Origin of the sequence: Agarivorans sp. B2Z047, from assembly GCF_023373605.1 — a bacterium.
Lineage (GTDB): Bacteria > Pseudomonadota > Gammaproteobacteria > Enterobacterales > Celerinatantimonadaceae > Agarivorans > Agarivorans albus.
Window position 1 is genome coordinate 3,254,249 of record NZ_CP088080.1, and the last position, 18,442, is coordinate 3,272,690.

Here is an 18,442-nt window from a genome sequence, read left to right on the forward strand (position 1 = left end):
TAAATGGAAAGTTGTAAATAAATGGCCAGCAAAAACTGCGAAATATAGGCACTAAAAAATAGCGAAATAGCTAAGATGGATTAAGCGAAAAATAAATGGCTGATTAGGTATTCAACTCTAACTCCACATAAAAAACCTTTTCTTTTGTAATACATGAAATTTATCGATAGGCACAAAAAAGCCTCGCACTGCGAGGCTTTTTTTAGATTATTTGACCTTAAGCTACATTTTCTTCTGGCAATCGGTGGTTGCTATTATTTAGCAATGCCAAGTTTGCTTCGCGGGCCTTTTCTGGGTCGCCAGCCATAATTGCTTGGTAAATAGCAGTATGCTCTGACATACAAGTTCCACCATCTTTTGACGAATGCTGGAAAAATCCAATGAACATTACCTGCAATACATTAGCAAAAGGAATATAAAAGCTGTTGCCAGTGGCTAAGTATACTGTGCGGTGAAACTGCAGATCTGTTTCTACCCATTCACTTTGGTCTTCACTCTTGGCTATTTCAACCATACGCTGATAATACTCAGACAATTTCATCCGCTGTTCAGCACTGGCATTAATAGCAGCTAACGCAGCAGCTTCTGGCTCTATAGCACGACGCAAGGCTAAAAACTCGGTGAGTGTATCGCTTGTTTCGCCCACACCAGACATCCAACTTAACAGTTGAGAATCTAACATATTCCAATGTTCACGACTTTTAACTCGTGTACCAATTTTGGGGCGAGATTCCAGCAAGCCTTTAGAGCTTAAGTGCTTAATTGCTTCACGCAAAGCAGTTCTGCTTACGCCGAATTGTTCACACAATTCCATCTCCGATGGAATAATACTGTCTTGAGGAAGCGCGCCAGACAAAATACTTTTGGCAATCTCCCTTGCTACTTGTAAGTGTAAACTGCGCGAAGCGCCTTCAATCATTGCAAATTCGTTAGCCATAGGTGTCCTTTTTACTATCCTATGAATTCATCCATTCATATTAATTTAGTGCAGCAATTTCGATGCTGCCCGACTAATGTATGCCTACGTTAACAGATTTAAAAATTTACACTACCCGAATAACGATAGTGTTTTGATATTACTGTACTTTTTTCAATACACCCTAGGCTAAAAACAGCCAAAAACTGTCGCCAATTACCGACACTCGACTATTTATCGAACAATAAATGTATTACAAATTGTGAGGTGGATTGCAGCCACCAAATTGGTATTTTGTTACATTTCGTTTATTCGAAATCCCCTCCCCTAATATTCGAACTATCATTTGAGAGTAATTTGATGGGATCCAGATAACGTTTTCAACTGGATTACATATAAAAGTGAGATCGGAATCGCAGTTAGACCTATATGTCATACAATAATGCCATAGTGCTTGTTAAGGTAAACGCATCTACTATGGAAGAGGAATAACAGAAATGGATTTAAACGTCCTGATTGTACTCATTTACTTTTGCTTTTTGATCGCCATTGGATGGATGTTCAGAACATTTACCAATAATACCAGCGACTACTTTCGTGGGGGCGGTAAAATGCTCTGGTGGATGGTAGGTGCAACCGCCTTTATGACCCAATTTAGCGCTTGGACTTTTACCGGCGCAGCAGGTAAAGCCTATAACGACGGTCTTGCCGTTGCCATTATCTTCGTAGCCAACGCCTTTGGTTACTTCATGAACTACGCCTACTTCGCTCCTAAGTTCCGCCAACTGCGCGTAGTAACGGTTATCCAAGCAATTCGCATGCGTTTTGGTAAGTATAACGAGCAAGTATTTACTTGGTCGGGTATGCCTAACAGTGTGGTATCTGCGGGTATCTGGTTAAACGGCTTAGCGATTATCGCTTCTGGTATCTTTGGTTTTGATATGACTTGGACCATTGTATTAACCGGTCTTGTCGTTCTAATCATGTCTGTTACCGGTGGCTCTTGGGCTGTTATCGCATCCGACTTTATGCAAATGGTTGTGATTATGGCAGTAACCGTAACCTGTTGTATTGTTGCCATTATTCACTCTGGTGGTGTTGGTAATATTCTAGATGAGTTCCCTCGTGACTTTGTTATCGGTGACAACCTTAACTACGTAAGCATCTTAACTATTTGGGCATTCTTCATCTTTGTTAAGCAGTTTAGCATTACCAATAACATGCTTAACTCTTACCGCTACCTTGCGGCTAAAGATTCAAAGAACGCTAAAAAAGCTGCTTTACTAGCTTGTTGTTTAATGACCTTAGGCCCTGTGATTTGGTTTATTCCACCATGGTTCTTAGCAGGTCAAGGCGTTGACTTAGCCGCTATGCACCCAGAAATGGGCAGTAAAGCCGCTGATGCCGCTTACCTAGCCTTTGTTGAACTATACATGCCAGCCGGTATGGTAGGTCTGCTTATTGCTGCAATGTTTGCAGCCACCATGAGCTCTATGGACTCAGGCCTAAACCGTAACTCTGGTATCTTTGTTAAAAACTTCTATGAACCAGTATTACGCCCACATGCTTCAGAAAAAGAACTAGTAGCAGTATCTAAAATCACCTCTACGGTATTTGGTATTCTTATTATTCTCTTCGCCCTATTCATTAACTCATTAAAAGGTTTGAGTTTATTTGATGCGATGATGTTTGCTGGTGCAATGCTAGGTTTCCCAATGACGATTCCTGCTTTCCTAGGCTTCTTTATCAAGAAAACGCCTGATTGGGCTGGCTGGGGCACCCTACTTGTTGGTGCTGGTGTGTCTTACATCGTAGGTTTTGTAATCGGACCTCAACATATTCAAGACTTGTTTGGCTTAGAACAAGAGCTTACTAACCGCGAATGGAAAGATCTTAAAGTAGCAATTGCCCTAATCGGTCACATTACTTTAACTGGCGGCTTCTTTGTAATGTCTCAACTGTTCTACAAAGGTTTGAGTGAAGAGCGTTCAAAAGACGTAGATAAATTCTTCAACAACTTGCACACACCATTAGTTAACGAATCTGCCGAACAAGAAGTGTTAGATAACAAACAACGTAGCATGTTAGGCAAATTAATCGCAGCAGCGGGTGCCTTTGTAATGTTGTTAGTTGTTCTTCCAAACAGCCTTGTTGACCGTTTAGTGTTCATCCTTTGTGGTGCCATTATTCTTGCGGTGGGTGTACTGCTTATTAAAGCAAACACCAGCAATAAGAAGCCACCTCTTAGCCAAGCTGTAGAAACCGAGTCTTAGTAAGACCTGTAGCAACAAGGAACTGACCATTCCTTCTTTTGCAGTGTTTAGGGTGTTGGCCTAAACACTGCCTTTTTGCTTTTAGCCTCCAACAAAAACAACAGGCTTTAAGCCCTCCTCTTTTAGGTAGATAAACAAAAAAGCTAAGCACAAAGTGCTTAGCTTTTTATTTGTAACAATTACCTTTACTCAAAGCTAAATTGCCAGCTGCACACCAACTCTATTGTCGACAGGCAAAGGTGTTTGGTCATTTTAGCTTAAATGAACCATTCTAAGTTTGTAACCCAACTCATTGCTGCCCCATAGTGAGTTAGTGCTGTTCACCAGAAATTTGGGGCCTGGCTATTTCTAGTAGAATCTAGAATGAGACTCCATCAGCAATTAATTCGACGGCCCTTATCTAGTTTGACTGGTTAGAACGCATGTCCTCCGAAGTAGATTATTAAGACTTGTTTTTAAACTAATTTCTCGCTGTTGCTAAAATTGCTTGCAGTAATCTTCGCCTTTGACTTACCATCACGATGATATGAAAGCTTTGTTTTTGATCTTTGTGTTTTGCTTACAAATGGTATCCGGCGTTTCTAGCGCTTCGGAGCATTCTTCGCATGCGCAAAAACATAGTGCCGATCAAGAAATAATGCAGATGACTATGGATTGCCATAATGATGGCAATATTCCTGACAATGAGAATAAATCTAAGCTGGATGACTTATGTAAGTTAGATTGTCAGTTGTCATTGTGTGCTGCAACGCCTGCATTCATATCTTCCAGCCTACACTTCATACCGCAGCCACAAAGTGCAGCGACCAGTTTTTACACTTTTAATCTCCACCCGTCTTTACAGGAACTACCCTTCAGACCCCCTCTTACTGTTTGATTTAGTTAACTATTTTTTAAATCAACAGTAAGGAAGAAATATGTTTATTCCCTCTTGCAAAGAGGTTGTGCTTGTCGTTGCGCTATCGACAAGTGCCACGGTGATAGCCGCCCCTTTAAATATTGAACGTGCAGTAGAGCTAGCGCTTAGTAGCGATCCCTCTGAGAATTTATATGCTCAGCGACAACAACAAATTGCTGCCATGGGTGTGCAGAGTGGTCAGCTAAAGGACCCTATGATCAGGTTAGGTCTCGCGAACCTACCCACTGATAGCTTCAAATTTGACCAAGACCCTATGACTCAGCTGAGTGTTGGGCTTGCCCAAGAGTTTAGCCGAGGCAATACCCGTGAGCTAAGCGGCCAGCGTTACCAAATATTGGAGCAGCAAACTGGCTATAAAGCTGCTGAGCGTCGCTTGGAACTTAGCCAGCAAATCCGACAAATGTGGTTAAGTGTGCGTTTCGCTAATACGGCACAACATCTTTTAGCCGAAAACAAGCAATTGTTCGCTCGCAATGTTGAGCACGTGCGTGGCCAGTTTGAATTGGGCTACAAGCAAAGCCAAGACCTGTTCCAAGCAGAGCTACAACTAAGTAAGTTTGATGAGCAGATCGCGGCCTTTTCCCAGCAAGAACAAGCCTATCGAGGACAGCTAGCAACGTGGCTTGGCGCTCAGGCTTATCAACCATTTGATAGCGCACTTCCGCAATGGGATGCCACCGCTAATTATGTAGAGCAAGCCAATACCGAACACTACACACTGCTGTCGCAGCACCCTCTGGTGTTGGTGAAACAAGCCGCCATTGACGAGGCTGAAAAACAAATCGAAATCGCCAATGAGGCCTACAAGCCCGCCTTTAAAGTCGAAGTCGGATATGGCCATCGAAACAGTCGTGATATGGATGGGAGTGCTCGTCCCGATTTGGTTTCTGGTTTTTTGTCTATGGACGTCCCATTGTTCACCGATAAACGTCAAGACCAGGCGGTTATTTCAGCTACACGTGGCAAGGGTGTGAAGCAAGCAGAACGCGACCTAGTGCTAAAAAACATGAATGGTAGGCTCAATGGTCAGGTTGCGCAGGTACAAAATCTTAACCTGCGTTTAGCTCGCTATCAGCAAACTTTGTTGCCACAAGCCAAAGCTAATACCCAAGCCGCTATCCAAGGTTATCAATCTAATACAGTGAGCTTTGATCTGGTGGTCAAGGCTTTCATGGATGAAACCGCCTTGCAGCTGGAGTTTGAACAGCTGCAAACCCAGCAATACCAATCCCTTGCTCAAGTTCGTTATTTTCAGGCCCTGTAGGAGTAGAACCGAATGAATAAATTTGTATTAAGCAGTCTATTTCTAGCCCTTGGCTTGGGCGGAGGTTACTTCGCAAATAGTTTGATACAGCACCAGCATAGTGCGGGCAGCCACGCTGACCTCAATACCTCGGGAGAAGCTGAGCCACTTTACTGGGTAGCACCAATGGACCCTAACTATCGCCGTGACAAGCCGGGCAAATCTCCTATGGGGATGGACCTGATCCCAGTTTTTGAGGAAAACCAATCAGCTAGCCAACCCGGCTTAGTCACCATCGATCCAAGTGTTGAGAATAACCTAGGTGTGAGAACTGCCAAGGTTGAGCTGAACAGTTTCGCCACAGCCATTGAAACTGTGGGCACACTAAACCTGAACGAAAATACCCAGTGGCAACTTAATAGCAGGGTTGCAGGTTGGGTTGAAAAGCTGGCGGTAAAAGCAGAGGGCGAGCGTGTTGATGCAGGCCAATACCTTATGTCTATTTACTCTCCGGAGTTGGTTAAGGCCCAAGATGACTTACTCAATGCCCTGAACATGGGTAATAAGCGTTTGATTGAGTCAGCTAAGACTCGACTCAATGTACTGGGCATGTCAGCTCAGCAAGTTAAGCGCGTGACCAATAAGCGTCGTAGCGAGCAGCTAATTGAACTATATGCCCCTAGCTCAGCTTACATCACTAAGCTTGGTGTTAGGGAAGGCGCTTACATTACCCCCACTACCACGCTAGTTGATGCCGGAGCCTTGGACAGCATTTGGTTAATCGGTGAATTATTCGAGTCGCAAGCAGGCTTAGTGGCGCAGGGTGACCGAGTAGAAATGCGTGTGGATAGCTACTCCGGACAAACCTGGCAAGGTCAAATTGACTACATCTATCCCAACCTTGACCCGCAAACTCGCACCCTGCGTGTTCGCATGGAGTTTGCCAATGACGACGAGCGGCTCAAACCAAATATGTATGCTCGAGTCAGTGTCTCCTCGGCACAAACCAGCCAAGTATTAACCATTCCTAGCGAAGCGGTGATTAGAGGCGGCCGCTTTGATCGCGTAGTAATGAAACGAGGCGCAGGAAAGTATCAAAGCGTACGAGTTGAAGTAGGTCGCGAAAGCCAGGGGCAAGTGGAAATACTTGATGGCTTGATGAGTGGTGACACTATCGTGACCAGTGCCCAATTTATGTTGGATTCTGAATCTAGCTTGAGCGCTGATTTCAGTCGCATTGGCCCCCCAGATCGGCATAGCGAGTCGGTAGTGGCAAGTGGTGTGGTAATGGCGGTAAAAGACGGAACCCTCACTATTGCCCATGAACCCGTACCTGAGTGGGAGTGGCCAGGTATGGTGATGGACTTTCCATTTGAACAGGCTGAAATTACCGAGCAGATCGTGCCGGGAAGAGAACTCAAATTTACCATTAACAAACAAGATAATCAGTTTCCCATTTCCAAGCTTGTTCCAGGTGACTTGAATCCTGATGCATTGAAGCAATCAGCGATGGGTCATGACCACAGCTCCATGGACCACTCTCAAATAGACCATGGCAGTATGGATCACAGCACGATGGACCATTCTCAAATGGACCACGGCAATATGGAACACAGCACGATGGACCATTCTCAAATGGATCACAGCAACATGGACCATTCACAGATGGGGCATCGTCCACAGCAAAATGCGGATATCGATACAAGCACCTTAGTGGATGAAGATTTGGATTGGCTGGATTTTGATGATGAAGAGGGAGAGCAGTAATGATCCCTAGTATTATTCGTTGGTCGATACACAATCGTTTTTTAGTCTTGGTCTCGACGCTCGCTATTTTGGTCTACGGTGGTTTCGCCATCAAAAATACGCCCGTCGACGCCATCCCGGACTTGTCAGATGTGCAGGTCATCATTAAGACCTCGTATCCAGGCCAAGCTCCACAGGTGGTTGAAGATCAGGTTACCTATCCCTTGACCACCGCCATGTTATCAGTACCGGGTGCGCAGACCGTGCGTGGCTACTCCTTCTTTGGTGATTCCTATGTCTACATCATTTTTGAAGATGGTACCGATATTTACTGGGCACGTTCGCGGGTACTAGAGTACTTATCGCAAGTCGCACCTAATTTGCCGGCAGCAGCAAAGCCCGCGCTAGGGCCTGATGCTACTGGGGTTGGCTGGGTATTTAGCTATGCCTTGGTCGATCGCACCGGTCAGCATGACCTTAGTCAGTTACGAAGTATTCAGGATTGGTTCTTGAAATACGAGCTGCAAACGGTTGCTGGTGTCAGTGAGGTAGCAACGGTCGGTGGAATGGTGAAGCAGTATCAGATAAGCATCGATCCCGATCGCTTGCGTGCCTACCAACTGAGCCTGCCGCAGCTAAAGAATGCGATTTCCCAAGGGAACCAAGAGACCGGCGCTAGCGTGATTGAAATGGGTGAAGCCGAGTACATGGTACGCAGTAGTGGCTACATCAGTTCGATCGAAGACTTGCAACAATTACCATTAAAGCTCAACCCACAAGGTACCCCCTTGCTACTGGGTGATGTTGCCGATATTCAAATAGGGCCACAGATGCGCCGAGGGCTCTCAGAGCTTGATGGCGAGGGCGAAGTGGTCGGTGGCGTAGTGGTGATGCGCTACGGGGAAAATGCCCAACAGGTGATTGCAGCTGTTAAAGACAAGCTAGACAGTTTGAGCACTTCACTGCCCGATGGCGTAGAAATTGTCACCACCTATGACCGCTCTGGCTTGATTGAACGTGCTGTAGAAAACCTCAAAGACAAATTGATTGAAGAGTTTGTTGTAGTGGTCTTAGTGTGTGCGGCCTTCCTGTTCCATATCCGCAGCTCACTGGTGGTATTGGTTAGTTTGCCCGTGGGGATCATTATCGCCTTCATCGTGATGAGTTGGCAGGGCATCAACGCCAACATCATGTCGTTGGGAGGCATCGCCATCGCCATTGGCGCGATGGTTGATGGAGCCATCGTAATGATTGAAAACGTGCACAAGCACATGGAGAAAACCGAGCTTACGGATGCCAACAGGTGGGAAGTGATTGGCAAAGCGGCTTCAGAGGTGGGGCCAGCTTTGTTCTTCTCATTGTTGATCATTACCTTCAGCTTCGTGCCAGTCTTTGCCTTGCATGGTCAAGAAGGCAAAATGTTCTCGCCTCTAGCCTATACCAAGACCTACGCCATGGCGGCAGCCGCTGGCTTGGCTATTACGCTAGTGCCGGTACTTATGGGGTACTTTATTCGCGGCAAGGTGCTTGCAGAGCATAAGAATCCATTAAACAGGCTGCTCATAGCCAGCTACAAGCCATTACTCAACCTCAGCTTAAAAGCGCCAGTGTTGGTATTGCTTATCGCTGTCGCCTTAATCGGTGTAGGTTTTTATCCGGTAAATAAGATTGGTAGTGAGTTTATCCCGCCATTGGACGAGGGTGACTTGATGTACATGCCAACCACTTATCCTGGGATTAGTATAGGCAAGGCGCGAGAAGTCTTACAACAGACCAATAAGCTGATCAAGACAGTGCCAGAAGTAGAAAGGGTATGGGGTAAAGTCGGTCGTGCCGAAACAGCTACAGATCCGGCACCTCTTACTATGATTGAGACTTTCATTACGCTTAAGCCTCGAGAGCAATGGCGAGAAGGGATGTCCACCGACAAACTGCGCCAAGAGCTTGATAACTTGGTGAACTTTCCTGGATTGACCAATGCCTGGGTAATGCCGATTAAAACCCGTATCGATATGCTTGCGACTGGGATCAAAACGCCTATTGGCATCAAAATATCAGGGGAAGACCTCAGTGTAATAGAAACCATTGGTAAAGATATCGAGGAAATCCTTGGCCAAGTTCCTGGCACCGCCTCTGCATACGCTGAGCGTGTTGCAGGTGGACGCTATGTAAAAGTAGATATCGACCGAATTGCAACTGCTCGCTATGGCCTCAACATCGCCGATGTGCAAGCCGTCGTTTCTACAGCAATTGGCGGGATGAATGTGTCTGAGACAGTGGAAGGCTTAGAGCGCTACCCAATCAACTTACGCTATCCCCAGCGTTACCGCGACAGCGTAGAGCAACTGAAACTATTGCCTGTGGTCACGCCAAGTGGACTGCGATTGACCCTTGGTGATGTGGCAGCGGTTTACGTTGAAGACGGGCCCCCGATGATTAAGACCGAAAACGCACGCCCTAATGGCTGGATCTTCGTTGATATTGAAGGCCGTGACTTAGGCAGCTACGTACAAGATGCTAAGCAGTACGTGCAAGAGCATCTAACTCTGCCAGCGGGCTATTCAGTCAGTTGGTCAGGGCAATATGAATACATGGAACGCGCAGAAGCCACCTTGAAAGTGGTGGTACCGGCAACACTCGCCATCATCATGTTGCTGTTGTACATGGCCTTTAGGCGAGTGGGTGAAGTGCTACTAATCCTAGGCACCTTGCCCTTAGCGATGATTGGCGGCGTTTGGCTCATGTACCTATTGGGTTACAACTTCTCCATCGCCGTTGGCGTGGGTTTCATCGCTCTAGCTGGGGTAGCTGTAGAAATTGGCGTCATCATGCTGATTTATCTTAATCAATCACTTGAAGAGACCTTGTCCAAAAACAGCATTATTACCAAGCAACAATTACGCATAGCCATTGTTGAAGGCGCTGGTTTGCGCGTACGACCGGTGATGATGACCGTAGCCACGGTGATCATAGGCCTGATTCCGATTATGTATGGTGAAGGCACCGGCTCCGAAGTAATGCAAAGAATTGCTGCAACGATGATCGGCGGTATGGCCTCAGCGGTGGTATTAACCCTGCTAGTGCTGCCCTCAGTTTATTACTTATGGAAGCGCGTATCTCTGCGCAAACTAATTAACGAATAACAATTAAGGAATATTTATTATGAAAAAACTAGCTTCAATATTTGTCGCATCCATCCTTACGCTTGTGAGCGTTACAGCCAATGCCCACAGTGAACACTGTAAAGACACCAAGCTTGGCTCGGTTATGGAGGACATGAAATCTGAGCTTAAAGCCTACGTTGATGCATTCAAAGGTGATGATAAGACAGCTATGCAGCAACATGCAGCACAACTGATTATTAATGCTAAAGAAGCCAAGCAACTGATCCCACTGAAATTGCAAGATAACGAACATCACATGGCTGAGCATGATGATCATATGGCAGAGATGGCTAACGTAGACCACTCGGATATGAACCATTCAAGTATGGATCACGGTAACATGCCAGATATGGAAGGTATGGACCACAATACCCATATGGCACATATGAGCTATATGAAAGGTATGGATGAACTGTTGGTGTTATTTGGCCAACTACAACAAGTTGATGACAAGAAACTCGTCAAAAACACCCTAATCGAAGTGAAGAAACACAGCAAACGAAGTCATAAAGAATTTCGTATGAGTTGTGATAAATAGCTATTTATTGGCCGTCATAAATTGGCGGCCTCGCGAGACTCCTAATGCGCCTAAAACAAAGAGTGAGAGGGTGATGATGAATGCTAAACAAAAAGTTTTGGTGTGGGACAGGTTTATTCGTTTTTATCACTGGCTGCAATTAGCTCTGCTAGTCGGCTTGTGGTTAAGTATGAAGTACGATGAAGTTGATTTGCACATGCAGCTAGGTTTGGCACTCTTGGCTTTGCTTCTGGTTCGTTTCATCTGGGGCTACTTTGGTAGTGAAACCGCGCTGTTTAAGTCACTACAGCTTCATCCTAAAGGTGCACTCGATGAACTTAAACAAGAATTGGGCGGCTCAGAAAGAATACATATTGGCCACTCTTACCTCGGTTCTTATATGGTGCTAGCTTTATGGATACTGCTGTTAATACAACTTCTATCAGGCTTGTTTAATTCTGATGACATTCTCTCTGATGGACCCTTATATGCCTATGTGGGCGAAGAATACTACGAATGGTTTAAAGCCCTCCATTCAAGTAACGTCGATTACTTATTTGCGCTTATCGCAATTCACATACTGGCGATTGGATACTTTTGCTTAAGGAAGCGTGGTTACTTGAGAGCTATGTTCAGTGGTTATAAGAATAAAGATATTGCAAGCAAACCTAACATCAAGCCTGGGCTTTGGCCGATATTGGCAGCTTGTCTGCTGATAGCATTGACCTTAGTTTTCTAAATCGTAAACAACTACAGAATGAAAAGACCTTGAGCGTGACTCAAATTAGCTGCTTTTTTGATCTAACTTATCATATAGATAAATTGGGTTTGCGAGAATAAGAGTGAGAACAGTTACTATTTCTTATTAGAATTCTTACTTACAGGGATGGTAAATAAGTTTATGGATCACCAACATCAAGCCGCTTTTGATATTAGCAGCCAAGCTCACCAACACGATTTTTCTCACCACACCAATCAAGGTGAACAGCGTACATTAATTGTATTAACGCTTACTGCCATTACCATGATAGTTGAAATTGTTGCTGGAACTTGGTTTGGCTCCATGGCTTTGCTTGCTGATGGATGGCACATGGGGACTCACGTTGCTGCATTCGCGATAACTATCTTCGTTTATCGATATGCTCGCAAGCACGTAAATAACCCCAAGTTCAGCTTTGGTACCGGAAAAGTCAGCTCGCTTGGAGGTTTTGCCAGCGCAATTGCTTTAGCGGTAGTTTCTCTTCTCATGATAATTGAGTCGATTACTCGCTTCTTCGAGCCACAAGCGATTGCCTTTAATCAAGCGATTTTAGTTGCGGTTATTGGCTTGTTAGTTAACTTAGTAAGTGCTTGGATTCTCAAAGATGATCATCATCATCACCATGATGAAGAACACAGCCACTCTCACCAAGATCACAATCTACGCGCAGCATATATGCACGTACTGGCCGACGCACTAACATCATTACTCGCTATATTGGCACTACTCGCTGGCAAATACGCTGGGCTTAATTGGTTAGACCCAGTAATGGGTATTGTGGGAGCTCTAGTTATAAGTAAATGGGCTTGGGGCTTAATATCATTAACAAGTAGCCACTTACTCGACCAACAGTGTCAAACCACCGAGAACCGTGTGCGTGAAGCTTTGAAAGACGAAGAGATAGAAATCACAGATTTGCATGTTTGGCACCTCGGAGAGAAGTCACTTAGCGCTGTAATCTCAATACGTAGCGAAGCACCTCGTTCGTTGATAGCCTATAAGCAGCTGTTACAACATATTCCCAAGCTGAGACATGTAAGTATCGAAGTTCATAAGTAGTACTCAAAGTTTTGCTTTAAAAGCTATAGAGCTGCCTATTTTCAACGAGTGCTAACTCGTTATTGTCCCAAAAACGCCTCAAATACTGTTCAAAGCTTATTGTCGCTTCCTTACTTTTAAGAGAATGACAACATCAAGAATGATCAAGCTTTAGCTTTGTAATGCAGATGAGATGACCAATGGGGCAGCCATTTACTGTGAAATTGTATTCCGGCAGCTAAAACTTAGTTCTTTACTAAAGCACTAATAACTTGCTGGGTTTGCGCATAAACACGTTTGCTTTGAGCAAGCAATAATTCGGCGGTGGCGACTGCATCTGCCAATGCATTGTGTCCTGGGTATTCTGGTAGCCCATAGCGTTTACGTACTGCAGCTAAACGATAATCCCCAGTTTTTTGACGATTTACATTCGCGAGTAAAGACTTTTCGATGCTTAAGGTATCAATCCATAACACTGGGAAGTGGCTATCTTGATAACGCTGCTGCAAATACGCTTCTATAAATTGTTGCTCCACGCAGCGACCGTGAACCAATAAAACTTTGTTGTGCATAGCTTTGAATAGCTTATCCATTGCCGCATCGAGGCTAATGCCCTGCTCTAACATTTCTGGCACTATTTGATTAATAACAGCGGTTTCGGCTTTTACCTGGGTGCCGCTATTTACGAAATAATGCTCTGCATCCTGCATATTGATCCGCAAGTTTTTCATTGGCACAAAACCGATGCTTAAGATTTGGTCTGTGCTGGGGTCTAAACCGGTGGTTTCTATATCAAAGGCTAAAAACTCTAGGTCTTTTATTAGCTCATTTTCTTTAGGTAGTTCAGACTTTAAAAGCTCAACGAGCTGCTTTGGTAACTGTGTAGAAGCTAAAGCCTTACTGCGCTGTTTAGTCAGTTTTGCTATGGGTTTAAAACGCTTAAACATAGCTAAAATTACTTCTCACTAAAACGCAGCTTGGCTGCATCTTGCAGATTACCAATAATTCTAAAGGCATCTTTTAAGTGTTCACGCTCAAAGTTACCAAAACTTTTAGGTGCGATGTAGTTGTCGGGCTGTTGCCCTTCTTTTAAGGCTTTTAGTTGATGGCGAAAACGTAACTGGGTAATAAAGCGGTAAGCACCTAACACATCTTTAAGGGCATCATCACTTAAAATATGCTGCTTGGCCGCTTGGTTAAAGCGTTGCTCGGTGCCAGTATCATCACAGTTTACCGCCAAGCCATAAATTCGGCCTAAATCGACAATCAGTAACAAAGCGTACTTTTTAATATCGAGCATTTCGCTGTGTTCGCCGCCTTTTTCTAACACCAAATTATTAAAAATACCCAGTGGCGGGTTAACCGAAACAGAGTCTGTCACTAAGGAGTTTAAAAAGGTTTTATTGTCATTTAACAAACTGTACAAATACTGCTGCAATTGCTCAGACAAGCTGCCATCACCATGTATACAACGCACTTCCATAAATACCGTGGCGTTAAGCAACATACTGTATTCTGGGTTAGAAACCCACTTACGGTAATACTCTTTCCACACATTAATTGGCTGACACCACTTAGGCGTAGCCGCCATAAATTTACCACTACACAACGGGTAACCACAGCTATCCATCGCATTGCACACGTACATGGCTAAGTGAGTAAAGTAGATTTTGTCTGATTTACTCACGCCTTCTGGCAAAATAATTGCGCTGTCTTGATCAGAGAGCATGTGCACTTCGTTACGGGCATGTGAGCCAGCAACCACCCAGGTATACGCACAAGGCGGTTTGCCAAGTTTTTGCTCAGCCATTTGAATAAGCCGGCGATTGTAAGCATCCATAATCATCGCCATTACGCGGCCGATTACTTCCACCCTCACTTTGCCTTCCACTAAGGCTTCAAAAATAGCTTGTCGCTCGGGAGTGAGCTTAGCTAGACCTTCTATGCTTTCGGTGTATTTGATCTTTTCAATAAGGAAAATCGCTTGTACCCGATGCTTTTGCACTAGGTGCGAGGTAGTAAGCAAGCCAAGTACCTGATTGTTTTCAACTACCGGTAAACTGCGAATATTGTGCTCCATCATTAACGAAGCAGCAGTAAGAATAAGGTCGTTAGGTTTGGTGGTAATGGCTGGTGTTGTCATCACCTCGCTGATAGGACAGCTTATGTCGTAGCCCTCTGCAATTACTCGCTTGGTCATATCTCGGTCGGTAATTAAGCCACTAATCACCCCATTTTGTTTGATTACAGCGGTTGATGAACGGCATTGCTCGCGCATTTCTTTAGCCACCGCTTGAATAGACATGTCACCAGTAACAACTGCCACCGTACCGCTAGCAACTTCTGAGACTTTTTTGAAAAACAACCCTTTTTCATTGTCTGACCACACCACATTAAGCGCCGACTGCAAGCGCACTCGCGCTTTTGAAGCAAAGCTATCCGCATATTCTGGATGCTCTTCTAGTAACTGAGTGAGTTGGCTGTGTGGCACCATGTATAACAAGGTGTTTTCTATCGCCGTAGCACTGTAACCGTCTAATGCATCTTTAAGTGGCGCTAAAAAAGTAAAACCAAATAAATCTTCCTCACCTAACTTTGAGCGTAAAACTCCATTGGGTTTACGCTGCTCCATTGCGCCAGTGCGAATAATGTACAAAAAACACTCTTGCTTCTCGCTGCCAAAGTTGATTTTTTCGCCACGCGCCAAATAGGTAATTTGTACCGACTCCCCGATTTGACGCTGCAATTTAGGTGGCAACAAATTAAAGGGATAAATTTGCGAGAGGAACTCAATAATATTTGGCAGTAGGGTTTGCGGCATGGTGATAACCTATAATCAGCAATAGTAGTATTATATTGCTATTTTGCGGAAATACTATGAGCTAACTTCAATATGTCGAGATATTAACCGCTTATAACTCACGGCCTAGAGCAACTATAGCTAAGATATTGCCAGCTTCACCAAGTCCTTTATCTTTTCTAGATCTTGCGAATCACTAAATGCTAGCTCTATCCATGCAGACCCTGCACTGCGTTTAGGATGGACAAGCGAGCGAACCGGCCTTACCAAACCCAACTTAGCAATGGTGTTTTTGCCTAGCTTTAGATCAAGTTCATCAGATTGATGAAAATGAGCAAACTCACATTCTTTATAGCGAAAACCATAAAAGCCGCCTTTGTCATTTGGCCAAAACACGCTATTCACACCTTGTTGAGCTTCTAACCAAAGGTGTAACTGTTGTTTTAAGCTTGATTGCTCCGCGATAAAGCGCCCTCCTTCTACCAGTAAAACAACAAGATTTAGCGATTTGCCTGCTCATGTTTTAACAGCCAATCTTTGCGGTGAATCCCACCACCATAACCGGTTAATTGACCGTTAGCGCCAACTACCCGATGACAGGGAATAATGATACTAATGCGATTCTGCCCATTTGCCGATGCCACAGCTCGCACGGCATTAGGAATTTGAAGATATTCGGCTTGCTGGCCGTAACTGCGCGTTTCGGCGTAAGGAATATCCATTAAGCCTTGCCAAACTCTTTGTCTAAACTCGGTGCTTGGGGTGTCTAGCGCCACGTCAAACTGTTTGCGCCTTCCCGCAAAGTACTCTGCAATTTCCTGTTGAACTTGGTCTAAGTGCGGATTATCTCCTGGCAAAATCACCGCTTTTAATCGCTTGGTAAGATCGGCAAACTCGGTTTCTAGCATGCGTCTATCGGTAAACTCCAATAAACAAAGCCCTTTATCAGTGGCGCAGGCATACATTGGCCCAATGGGCGTGGTGAAACGAACAATGTTGATAACCGCTTTGTTTTGTTCACTAGGCGCTCCGCCAAATACTTTTTTATAGCTGTCGTTAAAGCCACTCAAAGACTCATAACCGCTATCAAAGGCGCTATTGCTAACGGTATCGCCTTGCTGAATTTGGCTAAAAGCTGAGTTAATCCGCAACATCCGCTGGTACGCGTGAAAGGTAATGCCATGATGTTTCTTAAACCAACGGCGCACTTGCGCGGGATCTAAGCCTCTTTCACGCAAGTCACCATCTTGAATTCGCGTGAAGTTGTCTTGTTGAAGATCGTCCAATAACTGCTTAATACCTAAAGGTGCAGCATCTAGCGGCTGCATCGGTTTACACACCTTGCATGCACGATAACCGTGCTGTAATGCTTCTTGCACAGAGTCGTAGAAAACCACATTTTCAATTTTAGGTTTACGCGCCCTACAGCTAGGGCGACAAAAAATGCCGGTGGTTTTAACCGCGGTATAAAAGACGCCTTCATACTGAGCATCTTTGCGACTCATTGCTTGATACTTTTGCTGAAAACTTAGTGATTTCATAAACTTTTCACTACATAGAACAGACTTGGAACTACATTAGCAAGTTTGCTGAGCAGCGCTACCGAAAACTGAACAAGTATTTTTAACTAAAGTATAGGGCTAGCTTCACGTGGTGAAAACTAACCCTAAACACTAGCAAGATTACTAGGGCCTGTTGATCTTTGCTGATGGTTTTTGCAGCAATTTATTAGCCATTTAGGCAAGGCAGTGAGTGTGCAGTTAAGTGGGCTTAATAATCACTCGCTAACGCTGAATAAATGGCTAAGAAATGCTGCCCAAAGGGTTCGGATAAGCGAACTTTACTCTTTGTTAAGCACTTCTTGCTTAGCCCACTAAGCTTCTAAGTGCTCGTCGCGATTAAAGCCCGCTTATCTCGAACAAAATTTCAACACCAAAGATCTACAGACCCTAGACTAAATGCTGCTCAAAAAATGCAATAGTTCTGTTCCACGCCAGTTCGGCATTCTCTTCATCATAGCGGCCAGTAGAGTCATTATGGAAACCATGGTTAGCTTTTGAGTACATGTGCATTTCAAAATTAACCTTGTTGGCCAATAGGTCTTGCTCATACTCTGGCCACGTTGCGTTAACCCGCTTATCAAGTTCTGCTAATTGAATTTGTAATGGTGCTTTGATGTTGGCTCTAAGCTCTTTAGCCGCCGGCGTCCCATAAAATGGCACTCCAGCGTCAAGTTCACTACCCATTCGCGCTGCGAGCATATTTACTACATAACCTCCAAAGCAAAAGCCCACCGCGCCAAGTTTACCGTTGCTTGCATCATGTTTTTTTAGAAACTGAGCAGCAGCTAGAAAGTCCTGCTCAATTTTGCTGCGGTCTAATGACTTCTGCATGCTGCGCCCTTCATCATCATTGCCAGGGTATCCGCCTAAGCTATATAACGCGTCTGGGGCAAAGGCAATAAAGCCTTGTTTAGCTAAACGCCTTGCCACGTCTTTCACATAAGGATTAAGCCCTCGGTTTTCGTGAATAACCAATACCACGGGTGCTTTGCCCTCTAAATTTGCGGGCATAACAAGATACCCTCTACCCTCACCGTAACCCTGGGGGGAAGCAAAAGTTGCGAAGCTTGCTTTAATATCAGGATCGTTAAACGACACTTGTTCAGCCAGCGCGTAATTAGGAAGTAAAGCCGATGATAACACCGCCATTGAAAACCCAACTACCGCCAACTTAGACAAACGAGCTAAAAACGTTCGACGGTCAATAAGTCCGTGTGCATATTCGTCATACCAATCAAATGCTTCTTGAGGAATAGAATAGGTTTGTTGAGTTGGTAGCGCTTCCGTTTTCGATGAATCCATATCTAGCTCCTTACCTTTACCTTAATGAATGACTTTAGACCAAATAAATTGTCTTGAACTCACTTGGCTGAGTTTTTCAGCCCTTAACTAAACTGACTAAGCATAACAAACAGATTAGCCGCATGAGCATCATCAGTAAACTTCATGGACTAAACCCATGACAATACTGAAAATGTCTTAGTTGCTATATATTTAGTAACCC

Annotated in this window: 13 protein-coding genes; 7 read left to right on the forward strand and 6 right to left on the reverse strand. The window is 44.6% G+C overall.

The features are described from left to right. Window positions 1-217 precede the first annotated feature (217 nt). On the reverse strand, window positions 218-937 hold the full coding sequence (locus LQZ07_RS24630) for a FadR/GntR family transcriptional regulator (protein ID WP_152780902.1): 720 nt from the start codon (window positions 935-937) through the stop codon (window positions 218-220). Between the two features lie 476 nt (window positions 938-1,413). Between LQZ07_RS24630 and LQZ07_RS14830 the strand changes: the two genes are divergently transcribed. The 7 genes from LQZ07_RS14830 to dmeF all read left to right on the forward strand — a co-directional run bounded on the left by LQZ07_RS14830 (window position 1,414) and on the right by dmeF (window position 12,597). Next, on the forward strand, window positions 1,414-3,189 hold the full coding sequence (locus tag LQZ07_RS14830) for a sodium:solute symporter family protein (protein WP_152780904.1): 1,776 nt from the start codon (window positions 1,414-1,416) through the stop codon (window positions 3,187-3,189). 917 nt (window positions 3,190-4,106) lie between these two features. Then, window positions 4,107-5,372, forward strand: coding sequence for a TolC family protein (locus LQZ07_RS14835; protein ID WP_152780906.1), 1,266 nt, complete (start codon window positions 4,107-4,109; stop codon window positions 5,370-5,372). Between the two features lie 12 nt (window positions 5,373-5,384). Continuing rightward, the gene (locus LQZ07_RS14840; RefSeq protein WP_152780908.1) at window positions 5,385-7,118 is read left to right on the forward strand and encodes an efflux RND transporter periplasmic adaptor subunit; all 1,734 of its coding nucleotides are present in this window, start codon (window positions 5,385-5,387) and stop codon (window positions 7,116-7,118) included. After that, window positions 7,118-10,240: an efflux RND transporter permease subunit gene (locus LQZ07_RS14850; protein ID WP_152780910.1), complete on the forward strand. Its 3,123-nt coding sequence runs from the start codon at window positions 7,118-7,120 to the stop codon at window positions 10,238-10,240. Before LQZ07_RS14840 ends, LQZ07_RS14850 begins: the two co-directional genes overlap by 1 nt. A gap of 19 nt (window positions 10,241-10,259) precedes the next feature. Continuing rightward, window positions 10,260-10,799: a copper resistance protein CopA gene (locus LQZ07_RS14855; protein ID WP_152780912.1), complete on the forward strand. Its 540-nt coding sequence runs from the start codon at window positions 10,260-10,262 to the stop codon at window positions 10,797-10,799. A gap of 73 nt (window positions 10,800-10,872) precedes the next feature. Next, window positions 10,873-11,517 (forward strand): cytochrome b/b6 domain-containing protein, encoded by a 645-nt coding sequence (locus LQZ07_RS14860; protein ID WP_152780914.1) that lies wholly within the window; start codon window positions 10,873-10,875, stop codon window positions 11,515-11,517. A gap of 162 nt (window positions 11,518-11,679) precedes the next feature. Then, a complete protein-coding gene (gene dmeF, locus LQZ07_RS14865) occupies window positions 11,680-12,597 on the forward strand; it encodes a CDF family Co(II)/Ni(II) efflux transporter DmeF (RefSeq protein ID WP_152780916.1) in 918 nt (305 codons plus the stop codon). A 224-nt stretch (window positions 12,598-12,821) separates the two neighbouring features. Here dmeF and LQZ07_RS14870 read toward each other — a convergent pair whose 3' ends face one another. The 5 genes from LQZ07_RS14870 to LQZ07_RS14890 all read right to left on the reverse strand — a co-directional run bounded on the left by LQZ07_RS14870 (window position 12,822) and on the right by LQZ07_RS14890 (window position 18,240). Further along, entirely contained in the window at window positions 12,822-13,523 is a 702-nt protein-coding gene (locus LQZ07_RS14870; protein ID WP_152780918.1) for an exonuclease domain-containing protein, read from the reverse strand. An 8-nt stretch (window positions 13,524-13,531) separates the two neighbouring features. After that, window positions 13,532-15,397 (reverse strand): putative nucleotidyltransferase substrate binding domain-containing protein, encoded by a 1,866-nt coding sequence (locus LQZ07_RS14875; RefSeq protein ID WP_152780920.1) that lies wholly within the window; start codon window positions 15,395-15,397, stop codon window positions 13,532-13,534. A 120-nt stretch (window positions 15,398-15,517) separates the two neighbouring features. Then, window positions 15,518-15,862 (reverse strand): luciferase family protein, encoded by a 345-nt coding sequence (locus LQZ07_RS14880; RefSeq protein ID WP_227981274.1) that lies wholly within the window; start codon window positions 15,860-15,862, stop codon window positions 15,518-15,520. A 14-nt stretch (window positions 15,863-15,876) separates the two neighbouring features. Then, complete coding sequence (locus LQZ07_RS14885; RefSeq protein ID WP_152780924.1) at window positions 15,877-16,917, reverse strand: bifunctional transcriptional activator/DNA repair enzyme AdaA; 1,041 nt, start codon at window positions 16,915-16,917, stop codon at window positions 15,877-15,879. Between the two features lie 408 nt (window positions 16,918-17,325). After that, the gene (locus LQZ07_RS14890) at window positions 17,326-18,240 is read right to left on the reverse strand and encodes a dienelactone hydrolase family protein (protein WP_152780926.1); all 915 of its coding nucleotides are present in this window, start codon (window positions 18,238-18,240) and stop codon (window positions 17,326-17,328) included. Between the last annotated feature and the right edge of the window lie 202 nt (window positions 18,241-18,442).

Bases quoted from the DNA above. Each gene is read 5' to 3' on its own strand.
- LQZ07_RS24630 (WP_152780902.1), bottom strand. From the start codon at position 937: ATGGCTAACGAATTTGCAATGATTGAAGGCGCTTCGCGCAGTTTACAC.
- LQZ07_RS14830 (WP_152780904.1), top strand. From the start codon at position 1,414: ATGGATTTAAACGTCCTGATTGTACTCATTTACTTTTGCTTTTTGATC.
- LQZ07_RS14835 (WP_152780906.1), top strand. From the start codon at position 4,107: ATGTTTATTCCCTCTTGCAAAGAGGTTGTGCTTGTCGTTGCGCTATCG.
- LQZ07_RS14840 (WP_152780908.1), top strand. From the start codon at position 5,385: ATGAATAAATTTGTATTAAGCAGTCTATTTCTAGCCCTTGGCTTGGGC.
- LQZ07_RS14850 (WP_152780910.1), top strand. From the start codon at position 7,118: ATGATCCCTAGTATTATTCGTTGGTCGATACACAATCGTTTTTTAGTC.
- LQZ07_RS14855 (WP_152780912.1), top strand. From the start codon at position 10,260: ATGAAAAAACTAGCTTCAATATTTGTCGCATCCATCCTTACGCTTGTG.
- LQZ07_RS14860 (WP_152780914.1), top strand. From the start codon at position 10,873: ATGATGAATGCTAAACAAAAAGTTTTGGTGTGGGACAGGTTTATTCGT.
- dmeF (WP_152780916.1), top strand. From the start codon at position 11,680: ATGGATCACCAACATCAAGCCGCTTTTGATATTAGCAGCCAAGCTCAC.
- LQZ07_RS14870 (WP_152780918.1), bottom strand. From the start codon at position 13,523: ATGTTTAAGCGTTTTAAACCCATAGCAAAACTGACTAAACAGCGCAGT.
- LQZ07_RS14875 (WP_152780920.1), bottom strand. From the start codon at position 15,397: ATGCCGCAAACCCTACTGCCAAATATTATTGAGTTCCTCTCGCAAATT.
- LQZ07_RS14885 (WP_152780924.1), bottom strand. From the start codon at position 16,917: ATGAAATCACTAAGTTTTCAGCAAAAGTATCAAGCAATGAGTCGCAAA.
- LQZ07_RS14890 (WP_152780926.1), bottom strand. From the start codon at position 18,240: ATGGATTCATCGAAAACGGAAGCGCTACCAACTCAACAAACCTATTCT.